10 protein-coding genes and 1 pseudogene are annotated in these 9,460 nt (G+C 36.3%); 7 read left to right on the top strand and 4 right to left on the bottom strand.

All coding sequences use genetic code 11. From position 1 onward, the window contains the following. The 7 genes and pseudogenes from A7P54_RS18880 to A7P54_RS01600 form a co-directional block, all read left to right on the top strand. Positions 1 to 511, top strand: a 511-nt coding sequence (locus tag A7P54_RS18880; RefSeq protein WP_252728582.1) for a DUF2345 domain-containing protein, incomplete at its 5' end; no start/stop codon positions are given. Next, entirely contained in the window at positions 508 to 1,623 is a 1,116-nt protein-coding gene (locus tag A7P54_RS19050) for a hypothetical protein (protein ID WP_338149688.1), read from the top strand. The genes A7P54_RS18880 and A7P54_RS19050, both read left to right, overlap by 4 nt. Positions 1,624 to 1,636: 13 nt before the next feature. Next, positions 1,637 to 2,044 (top strand): hypothetical protein, encoded by a 408-nt coding sequence (locus tag A7P54_RS01620; protein WP_171548452.1) that lies wholly within the window; start codon positions 1,637 to 1,639, stop codon positions 2,042 to 2,044. Positions 2,045 to 2,189: 145 nt separating this feature from the next. Further along, positions 2,190 to 3,332 carry an Imm72 family immunity protein gene (locus A7P54_RS01615; RefSeq protein ID WP_171548451.1) on the top strand — a complete coding sequence of 381 codons (1,143 nt, stop codon included), beginning with the start codon at positions 2,190 to 2,192 and terminating at the stop codon, positions 3,330 to 3,332. A gap of 78 nt (positions 3,333 to 3,410) precedes the next feature. Further along, positions 3,411 to 4,487 carry an Imm72 family immunity protein gene (locus tag A7P54_RS01610; protein ID WP_171548467.1) on the top strand — a complete coding sequence of 359 codons (1,077 nt, stop codon included), beginning with the start codon at positions 3,411 to 3,413 and terminating at the stop codon, positions 4,485 to 4,487. Positions 4,488 to 4,536: 49 nt separating this feature from the next. After that, positions 4,537 to 4,773: pseudogene (locus A7P54_RS01605) on the top strand (hypothetical protein); the annotation flags it as partial. 179 nt (positions 4,774 to 4,952) lie between these two features. Then, positions 4,953 to 5,306 carry a hypothetical protein gene (locus A7P54_RS01600; protein WP_171548449.1) on the top strand — a complete coding sequence of 118 codons (354 nt, stop codon included), beginning with the start codon at positions 4,953 to 4,955 and terminating at the stop codon, positions 5,304 to 5,306. A gap of 72 nt (positions 5,307 to 5,378) precedes the next feature. Here A7P54_RS01600 and purB read toward each other — a convergent pair whose 3' ends face one another. The 4 genes from purB to A7P54_RS01580 are packed head-to-tail and all read right to left on the bottom strand — an operon-like array spanning position 5,379 to position 9,198. After that, complete coding sequence (gene purB, locus A7P54_RS01595; RefSeq protein ID WP_101237170.1) at positions 5,379 to 6,767, bottom strand: adenylosuccinate lyase; 1,389 nt, start codon at positions 6,765 to 6,767, stop codon at positions 5,379 to 5,381. 54 nt (positions 6,768 to 6,821) lie between these two features. Next, positions 6,822 to 7,553, bottom strand: a complete 732-nt coding sequence (gene hflD, locus A7P54_RS01590; RefSeq protein ID WP_005183265.1) for a high frequency lysogenization protein HflD — start codon at positions 7,551 to 7,553, stop codon at positions 6,822 to 6,824. Between the two features lie 18 nt (positions 7,554 to 7,571). Continuing rightward, positions 7,572 to 8,705, bottom strand: coding sequence for a tRNA 2-thiouridine(34) synthase MnmA (mnmA, locus tag A7P54_RS01585; RefSeq protein WP_005183263.1), 1,134 nt, complete (start codon positions 8,703 to 8,705; stop codon positions 7,572 to 7,574). A gap of 4 nt (positions 8,706 to 8,709) precedes the next feature. Then, positions 8,710 to 9,198 carry an NUDIX hydrolase gene (locus A7P54_RS01580; protein ID WP_032865053.1) on the bottom strand — a complete coding sequence of 163 codons (489 nt, stop codon included), beginning with the start codon at positions 9,196 to 9,198 and terminating at the stop codon, positions 8,710 to 8,712. Between the last annotated feature and the right edge of the window lie 262 nt (positions 9,199 to 9,460).

Raw genomic sequence — 9,460 nt, 5'->3', positions numbered from 1 at the left:
GCAGAATGGCATTAAACAAGTGGCTGCAAAAGGTAAGTTTGAAGTTCAGGCACAATCGGATGGTATGGATTTGCTTGCCAAGCAAGGCATCCAGATTATCTCGACCGAAGATCGTATAGAAATTACCAGTCCGAAAGAGATTGTGATTACTGCGGGTGGTTCTCAGATTAAGTTGAATGGTGCTGGTATTTTCCCAACCACAGGTGGAAAGTTTGAGGTAAAGGCTGGGCAGCATTTGTTTATGGGTGGGGCGAAAGTTACTAATAATATACCTTTTCTATCAGCGGGATCTGATGGTAATTATTTGTTAGAGTTTGATGTTAGACATAAGCTTAGTAATGAACTATTAGAAAGTTTACCAACTTTTACGTTAATTGATTCAAAAGGTAATGTACGCAAGGGTGAGGTTCCTAAGGATGGTATTGTGAGGATTACTACGAATAACAAAGAGGAAACTTATAATATTTTAGTTCATCAATATGACGCAGAAGTATCGGAACAAGAAGAATGACATATACTGCTAGATTAAAAGTTTTTTGTGAAAATAAAGAAATTTTATCATCTTTAAGATATAGCTTATCTAATACCACAGCTAAACAAAGTTATGGTGGAAAGCTTGACTCAAATGGATGCACTAAAGTTTATAACTGTAATAAATTAGATTTGATTTTTGTAGAACTCCTACTTGATAACGCTAAACTGGCTAGAATTAGGGTGCCTGCTTTAGAAAATGGAGAATTCAATCAGTCTACTTTTAAATTGAGAACAACAACAGGAACAACTAAGCAAGTTGAATCAAATAAAGTTCCAGTTAAAGTCAAAAATGAATTAGAAATTGCTCTAGATAGCTTAAATGGAACAGCTATTTATTTTGGAAACAATTTTTTAATTCATGATGCAAATTTACGCGCTGTATATATGCGTGAAATAAAAAAAATGAGTGATGGTTATCTTGAGGCTGTTAAGCAAGGCAAAATTTCTGTCAAAGATGCAGCATTAGAAGCAACAGACTTAAGAAATCAAATTTTAGATGCTACGCGAAAAAAAAATTCAGCAATAGGGTTAGCTATTTCTCAAAAAGAAAAAGCAGCGGGTAAAACCCTAGAGCAAATTCTTGAATATTACGCAATGGAAATAAAAGATCCCGAAAAATTTAAAGCCCTGAGGTCAAATCGTGTAGCTATGGATCAACATATAAAGTCTAAAATTAATGCGAAACAAAGTTATTTTAATGCCTTAACAGCAGATGAAAAAAATAGAGTTTACTACAGCGTTTTGAAAGGTTCTGGAAAATCAAAAAAATCGTTTAATGCTAAAATTAAATGGATGAAAATAGGTGGAAGAGTCTTGATAGTTTTCTCTGTAGCGTACGCAGGCTACGAAATTTACAATGCTGAAAATAGAGAAAAAGAAATATATAGACAAGGAACTACGATTGTAGGTGGAATTGCAGGAGGCGCTGGTGGTGGTGCAGCAGCGGGGGCGATATGTGGGCCTGGTTCACCGATATGTTCTACTGTTGGTGTTATCATTGGTGGGGCAATTGGTGGATTTGGTGCGTATTTATTAGTTGATGCTTTTGATGAGGAGTTAGAAGCATTTACCCAATGGACTCTATTCTAACTAAGGTTAAATTATGTTGTTAAATTTTTTAAACAAACTATTCAGAAGTAAGGTGCTAGATCAAAAGCCTAAATTACTCAGTTTTAGTTTTAATGATCGGAAAATAACCGCATATTATGACACAATAAACCCAGTAGAAATTTATTACAGAGATATTTTAACAATTTATATAATTTTTCATGATACCTCTTACCCTATACCTGTTTGGAATATTGTTGCTGAAGATAATTTTATTCAAATAGATAATACTGAAAGTATTAATTTTAAATTACTAATTAATATGTTTTCTAATAACCTTGAAAATTTTAATGAAGATTCAAGAATGGAGATTATTAAGGCAATGGGATCCGTTAGTGGTATTTTTCATGTGTGGAACAGAAAAGATTCAGACGAAATTTTTTCTAAGAAAAAAATAATTTAGAGTTTTTTATTAATTAACTAATATTTTAATTAAGCCTTGTTAAGGCGAAAACTAGGGCAAGTTTTACAATTAACAATCGTCAATGGCACGTTTAGGTGTGGAGTATCAAAAACAAAAATCATCACAAACTGAGAAACGTTAATCTATGTTAAATCCTAAAACGATGTCACTAATGCAAGAAAAAAAAGCACGAAATAGAGCATTTTATTTAATTAAGAAGTACACTAGTTATACTTTTTTAGATCAAGCACGTAACTTATATCAGCAATTTTTAGATGCTTTTGAAAGGCAGTTACGAAATCCACCGAAAGAAGTGTTGAAACACCAATATGCAGAGCATTTACAAAAAAGGCATGAGGGTGAATATGTTCATTATCTAAATAAAATAGTTGAGTTAGAGAATGGTTTGACACTACTTAGAACGACTAAACATAAAAGAGAAGCATATAATAGTTTTTGTAATGTCGATTTTACAGATTGGTTATTTGATCGATATGCTGATGAAAATATAATATATGAAGATCCATTCTATATCTTATTGGGTCTAGGTATTTCCAGATCAACTGATATTTTTGAACCAGTAAATTATAAGACTGATCCACTTGGGCGAAAAGTAGAACATACAGGTTCTATACGCTTACTATTAATTGCATTAACCTATCGTAATATTTGTATGCAGAGTTATTTAGCTGGTAAGGTAAGTGAGCCATTTTCATATATTGATAAAAATACAATACGAAAATCTCAAAAATGGTCTTATGAGACTATTTTTTTCTCTAAAGAATGGCCACCATTAAGAATTTATCCTGAACCGATTCCAATGTGTCCTCCTTTTAACCTAAATCCAATTGGGCAAATCGCTACAGGTGAAGAAGTAAAGGTTACGGGTATTTATGAGCCATGGTTGCCAATTAATGGAAAAGTGGGTTGTCCTAACTATTTCTTAGATGGCTCGAGAGCAACAGATTATCAACTAGAAGGCACTGATGAGTGGGTTGATGTCAAATGGCATTTAATCTGGGAAGATAAACGTTATTTAGATGGAACAATTCCAGAAGAAGAGAAAACTTATATATTTGATATTGAAAATATTGGCATTAAGGATACTTATACCTATGTGAGTTCTCATGAGAAACTGAGTGTACGGGCAGGTCAGATTTGCCCTAAAACTGGCTATTGGTTTACAGTTGCACAAGAGAATTCTCGTCAATATTTTAAGGAAGGTGAAATTTTACCTGAGATAAAATCTGACTGGGGTGAAGTATATTGGCAGTTTGATGGTAAGTAGGTGTTAAATGCCCAAGTTACGTTACCAGCAGAAGGCAAAAGCTGATAACGTATCATTTTGTTAAGTAATAATGAAATTATGCAGATAAATAGAGGAAGTAATATTAATAGAAGTCAAGCTGTGAAGTTAAATAAAATGTATTCAAGCTATTATTTTTTTAAAAAAATATATGAAATGCATGCTGATTTTGTTAGTAATTTTGAGAAATTTTTAAAAAATCCTACAGATGAGATTAAAGCAAAGTATAGTGAAAACTATGAAAAACAATACATCATGTATTTAAATGTATTGAATGATCAAGAAAAAGGATTAGAGCTTTTTTTTAAAACACCCTATAAAAATGAAATATATCCTTTATTTTTTGAAGATGGAATAAAAAGTGTAATATTTGGTCGTTACGGAGATGAAAAAGATTTAGCTAATGATCCACTTTATATTGAATTGGGTATGCGAGGAAGAGACGGTAGTCTTTTTGAAGAACCCTATCATATTGGTGCTATTAAAAAACTTCTTATAGCATCTGAAATGTTGGATATAGCTAAGATTACAGTTTCAGCAGATTATAAGTATGCACAATATTTTTTACCTAAAAGATTGGATAAGTTATTTCAAAAATGGAATTTTGATTCGATGTTTGAGTTAACTTATTGGCCTTTATATAAGAAAAATATTATAAATCAAGTGAGTGAATCACTAGTAGATGAGAATTTTGATTCAATTGTGATAGAGACAGAACAGGAAATAACGATAACTGGTATTTATGAAGCAAAATTAGATAATGAGGAGAGAGGCTGTCCTAATTACTTTTATCAAGGAACGCTTGCACCTAAATATAGTAAAGGGGATATACATCAATCCAAATTTACCGAATGGTATTTAATTTGGGAAGATAAGCGTTATCTAGATGGAATAATTCCGGAAGAAGAAAAATTTTATATCTTTGATATTGAAAATTTTGGTAACGTAAATGCTCATGCAGATGTAAACTTTACAGAGAAACTGAGTATACGTTCAGGTCAGATTTGCCCTAAAACAGGCTATTGGTTTACAGTTGCACAAGAGAATTCTCGTCAATACTTTAAGGAAGGTGAAATTTTACCTGAGATAAAATCTGACTGGGGTGAAGTATATTGGCAGTTTGATGGTGAAGAATAACTAAAGTGCCCTTCGGGGCATTTAAAATTTTGAGATTTATATAATTTAAATGATTGATTTAAAGAAACAAGAGCTATTCCCAAGAGAAATCTATTTATTAGAGCAATTACTTTCTTATGAATATTACTATGAAACGGTAAAGTTATGGGAGGAACAAATCAAATATGCTGAAGAACTGTTAGATAAATATAGTGCCAACTTAGCACCAGCTCACCGTGCTCAACTTCCATCTCATCAAGCCGATTATGTCTGGGGAACAATCGTATTACCAAATTTTAAAGGAGTCGCAACCTATTAATGATTTAGATGGATATAGCATGATAGAAATTAAGGGAACTCCAAAGTATAAAGGTATATTTACAGTTCATATTTTAGCTGGTTTTTATGGTGGAGGAGATGCTGAAATAGAAAAATACACTTTTATAGTTCAAGAGTAATTGAATAATAGTACTTTATGGTTTTGGTATGAATTTTACACTTATCTTTAGTTTATGTTTGGCTTTAATTGGTTGTAGCCAAAGTTATCAAGCACAACCTAGTGAATTACCTATCGCTCATATTAATGAAAATTATAGTCAGGATATTGCGGTTACAGGTGGAAGAGTTGTGGAAAGAAGTTTTGAGGTAAAAACAAACTTTCCAAGTGATATGGGGGTTGAAATAAAGCCTATTAATATAAATGATATAAGTGCGTATAATAAATTAAGAATAGAAGGAACCCCAAAATATAAGGGAGCCTACGATATTAGTATTTCTATGGGTTTTTATGGGGCTGGCGATGATGAGTTTAGTAAAAGCTACAAATTCGTTGTAGATTAAGATTTTAGAAAATAACTTTCTCAATTATAAAAAAAGCAGAGCCGAAGCTCTGCTTTTTTGAGTCAATCAGTTTTAGATCTTGCTGATCAAATCATTGATTTGTTTTGCTTGTTCAGCTGCATTACCAGTATAAGTTGCAGGTGTTAACTCAGCTAGACGAGCACGTTCATCAGCTGGAACTTGAGCAAGTTCATCGCCATTGACGAAGTTCACCATCATCTCACGTGTCATTGCTTGACCACGAGTAAGTGCTTTTAATTTCTCGTATGGCTTTTCAACGTTATAACGACGCATAACAGTTTGAATCGGTTCTGCAAGAACTTCTTGTGCTTGGTTTAAATCTTCATTTAAACGAGCAGCATTTAATTCAAGTTTACCAACACCTTTTAAGCAGGCATCAAAAGCAATTAAACTTTGCGCAAAACCAACACCCATATTACGTAATACAGTTGAGTCAGTTAAGTCGCGCTGCCAGCGAGAAACAGGAAGCTTTTCACCTAAGTGACCTAAAACAGCATTTGCAATACCTAAGTTACCTTCTGAGTTTTCGAAGTCAATTGGGTTTACTTTGTGCGGCATAGTTGAAGAACCAACTTCACCATCTTTTAACTTTTGTTTGAAGTAACCAAGCGAGATATAACCCCAAACGTCACGGTTAAAGTCGATCAAGATGGTGTTGTAACGGCGTAAAGCATCAAACAACTCAGCCATATAGTCATGTGGCTCGATTTGTGTGGTGTATGGGTTGAAGCTTAGGCCTAAAGATTCAACAAATGCTTGTGCATGTGCAGCCCAATCAATTTCTGGGTATGCAGAAAGGTGCGCATTGTAGTTACCTACAGCACCATTGATTTTGCCGAGTAATTCTACATTTTCAAATTGCTTGATTTGACGTGCTAAACGATATGCAACGTTTGCCATCTCTTTACCCAAGGTAGTAGGGCTTGCAGTTTGACCGTGTGTACGAGACAACATCGGTTGTTCAGCGTGAGTCGTTGCCAAAGCTGAAATCGCATTGAGAAGTTGCTTCATACTTGCAACTAAAACTTCACGACCATTTTTTAGCATAAGTGCATGAGACAAGTTATTGATGTCTTCAGAAGTACAAGCAAAGTGAATAAATTCGCCTGCATTTTGTAATTCATCAATGTTGGCAATTTTTTCTTTAAGGAAATATTCAACCGCTTTTACATCATGGTTAGTGGTGCGTTCAATTTCTTTAATGCGGTTTGCATCTTCTTCAGAGAAATTTGAAACGATTGCATCTAAAGCTGCATTGGTTTCATTTGAAAAAGGTGCAACTTCGATGATTTCTGCACGATTTGCAAGTGCTTGTAACCAACGCACTTCAACCGTGACACGAGCGTGGATTAAACCAAACTCAGACAAAAAAGGGCGTAGGGCATCGCATTTGCTAGCGTAACGTCCATCAAGTGGCGAGAGTGCGGTTAAAGCATTCATACAGATTCCTTAATTTTGGAATAAACATAAAAATAAATTCGTTGTAGCATCGGTCTATACCACCTGATACTGCAAACGAGCGAGAGCTTGAATATCTTGCAATAACTTGCGTTTACTAAAGATCATACTCCATGAGCTGCCACCTGACTGCTTCCATAAATGTGCCAGCTGTAGGCCTGTAAATAAGCTTGCACGAATACGGTTGGTATGATTGATGTCTTTAAATGCTTCGGCATTGCCACGGACTAAAATACGAGGATTGATTTGTCCTGCAGTTTCGACATAGGTTTGGGCTAAATTGGCGATGATGCTTGGGTGTAAATAGTTATTATCGAAAAAAGAGAGTTGCTTTAAGATTTTTTGTTGGGCAGTTTCTATAATTTTGACATATTCAGGATTGCTATAAACTTTCTTTTCCAACTGCAACAGGGCCATTGCATAGGACATTGGCAATTTAGCTGTCGACATTTTGGGAACACGGGATTTAGGGGCGGTATTAAAAGGCTGGGTAATACAGCCTTCTAATGTTTTTAATCCGAGTGAAATATCTGCAAGTTGATTAAAAAAATCTAAGGTCTGAGTGGCGTTGTTAGCGGTAGGACGTATATTCAGGCTGGCTTTGATCAACAGCTCAAAATAGAAATTACCACTATCACCAATGCTTTGCTGGCCGGCCATTGCAGTCATATGTGTTAACTGAGTTGCCTGAAAGACTGCGGCCAATGCTAGAGCACGGTTCTGTCTAACATTCAACGCTTGAGTGTGCTGAAAGGGTAACTCGACCATGCTTCGCTTCCAATTTCCTTAAATAAAATCTGGTTCAGGTGCATTGGTATGGTGAATCACACCACCACCTAAGCAAACCTCTCCAGAATAGAACACCACGCTTTGTCCTGGAGTCACAGCTCTTTGCGGCTCATCAAACTCAACACGGATGCCATTTTCAGTCTGTTCATCGCGATAGATGGTACACGCTTGATCAGGTTGACGATAACGGGTTTTCGCTGTGCAGCGGAATCCAGCCGATGGAATGTCCTGTTCACCTGCAACCCAATCAATTGACTCACTCCAAAGCTGCGTACTTTGCATCAGTGGGTGTTCATGTCCTTGACCAATCACCAAGCGATTATTGGCAATATCTTTATGTAATACGAACCATGCACCCTCTTGTACACCTTTCATACCACCGATACCAATACCACCGCGTTGACCCAGCGTATAGTACATCAAGCCATGATGTTCACCAACTTCTTTACCTGATTCCAAAACAATTTTTCCGGCTTGTGCAGGTAGGTATTGTTTAAGGAAGTCAGTAAAGCGACGCTCACCAATAAAACAAATACCCGTTGAGTCTTTTTTCTTGGCTGTTGCTAAATCAAGTTGTTCTGCGATGCGACGAACTTCTGGCTTTTCAATTTCACCCACAGGGAACAGGGTTTTGTTAATTTCACGGCCATGAACTGCATGTAGGAAATAGGTTTGGTCTTTGTTATTATCAACACCGCGGAGCAATGGGGCGTAAGTTTCGCCGCGTGAATTTTGTGTGCTTGCACCACGACGTGCATAGTGACCTGTTGCAATAAAGTCTGCACCCAAAGTCATGGCATGATCGAGGAAGGCACGGAATTTAATTTCTTTATTACATAAGATATCAGGGTTTGGTGTGCGACCTGCAGCATATTCAGCCAAGAAGTGCTCAAAGACACGATCCCAATATTCCATTGCAAAGTTGGCAGTATGCAGTTTGATGCCAATTTTATCTGCAACGGCTTGAGCATCTGCCAAGTCTTCCAGTGCTGTGCAGTAATCCGTACCATCATCTTCTTCCCAGTTTTTCATGAAAAGGCCTTCAACTTGATATCCTTGTTGAAGTAATAATGCGGCAGAAACGGAGGAGTCTACACCACCAGACATACCGACGATGACACGTTGTTGCATCTAATTAAGCATCCAAATGAGAAGTTAATGAGGGAGAAAAAGGGTGCTCATAAATAAGCGATAAAGGATATTTTTTGCCAGCTAGGGCATCTTCAACGGCTTTTAAAACCAATGGGCTACGTGCACGTGCTGTTTCTTGTAACTCATCCAAGTTCATCCATACAGCACCAACAATACCTGTATCCAGTTGCGCATTTTCTTCAACTGCCGTGACATGGGCCAAGAAGCAAAAACGGTAGTAGGTACGATCAGGAAACATTGGTGGGGTATAGGTATAGATTCCAAGCAGATGATCAATTTCAACATGATGACCTGTTTCTTCTAAGGTCTCACGGATCGCTGCTTGAATAATGGTTTCGTCACATTCGACATGACCTGCCGGTTGATTAAACACGGTATGTACAAAGCCCTCGCTGTGTTCTTCAACAAACAGAAAACGTCCGTCTTTTTCGACAACAGTGGCGACTGTGACATGAGGTGTCCAAGCGGTCATAGAAAGCACCATGATTTTAAAAAACGTATTCTACAAAATTTGACTGTTTTTGGCTACATAGGAAGGTTAATTGGCTAAAGCGGAAGAAAAATATTTGTTGTGATCCGTGTGTATTTGATGTGTTGAGAATCGAAAAGAAATTGCTTCAAAAAAACAGAATGTGCTAGTGTGTTTTTTGACCGCAAGGTAAAAATAATAATTCCGTCTAAGCGATGTATTATTTGCTTAGGCCTTTCAATAATTTAGAAGTAGAACAGATGAA

Source organism: Acinetobacter sp. Ac_3412, assembly GCF_013072675.1.
Taxonomy (GTDB): domain Bacteria; phylum Pseudomonadota; class Gammaproteobacteria; order Pseudomonadales; family Moraxellaceae; genus Acinetobacter; species Acinetobacter higginsii.
This window is presented reverse-complemented; position numbering and strand designations above follow the sequence as displayed.

What these genes read in the sequence shown, in the direction of transcription:
- A7P54_RS19050 (WP_338149688.1), top strand. Translation starts at nt 508, where the DNA reads ATGACATATACTGCTAGATTAAAAGTTTTTTGTGAAAATAAAGAAATT.
- A7P54_RS01620 (WP_171548452.1), top strand. Translation starts at nt 1,637, where the DNA reads ATGTTGTTAAATTTTTTAAACAAACTATTCAGAAGTAAGGTGCTAGAT.
- A7P54_RS01615 (WP_171548451.1), top strand. Translation starts at nt 2,190, where the DNA reads ATGTTAAATCCTAAAACGATGTCACTAATGCAAGAAAAAAAAGCACGA.
- A7P54_RS01610 (WP_171548467.1), top strand. Translation starts at nt 3,411, where the DNA reads ATGCAGATAAATAGAGGAAGTAATATTAATAGAAGTCAAGCTGTGAAG.
- A7P54_RS01600 (WP_171548449.1), top strand. Translation starts at nt 4,953, where the DNA reads ATGAATTTTACACTTATCTTTAGTTTATGTTTGGCTTTAATTGGTTGT.
- purB (WP_101237170.1), bottom strand. Translation starts at nt 6,767, where the DNA reads ATGAATGCTTTAACCGCACTCTCGCCACTTGATGGACGTTACGCTAGC.
- hflD (WP_005183265.1), bottom strand. Translation starts at nt 7,553, where the DNA reads ATGGTCGAGTTACCCTTTCAGCACACTCAAGCGTTGAATGTTAGACAG.
- mnmA (WP_005183263.1), bottom strand. Translation starts at nt 8,705, where the DNA reads ATGCAACAACGTGTCATCGTCGGTATGTCTGGTGGTGTAGACTCCTCC.
- A7P54_RS01580 (WP_032865053.1), bottom strand. Translation starts at nt 9,198, where the DNA reads ATGACCGCTTGGACACCTCATGTCACAGTCGCCACTGTTGTCGAAAAA.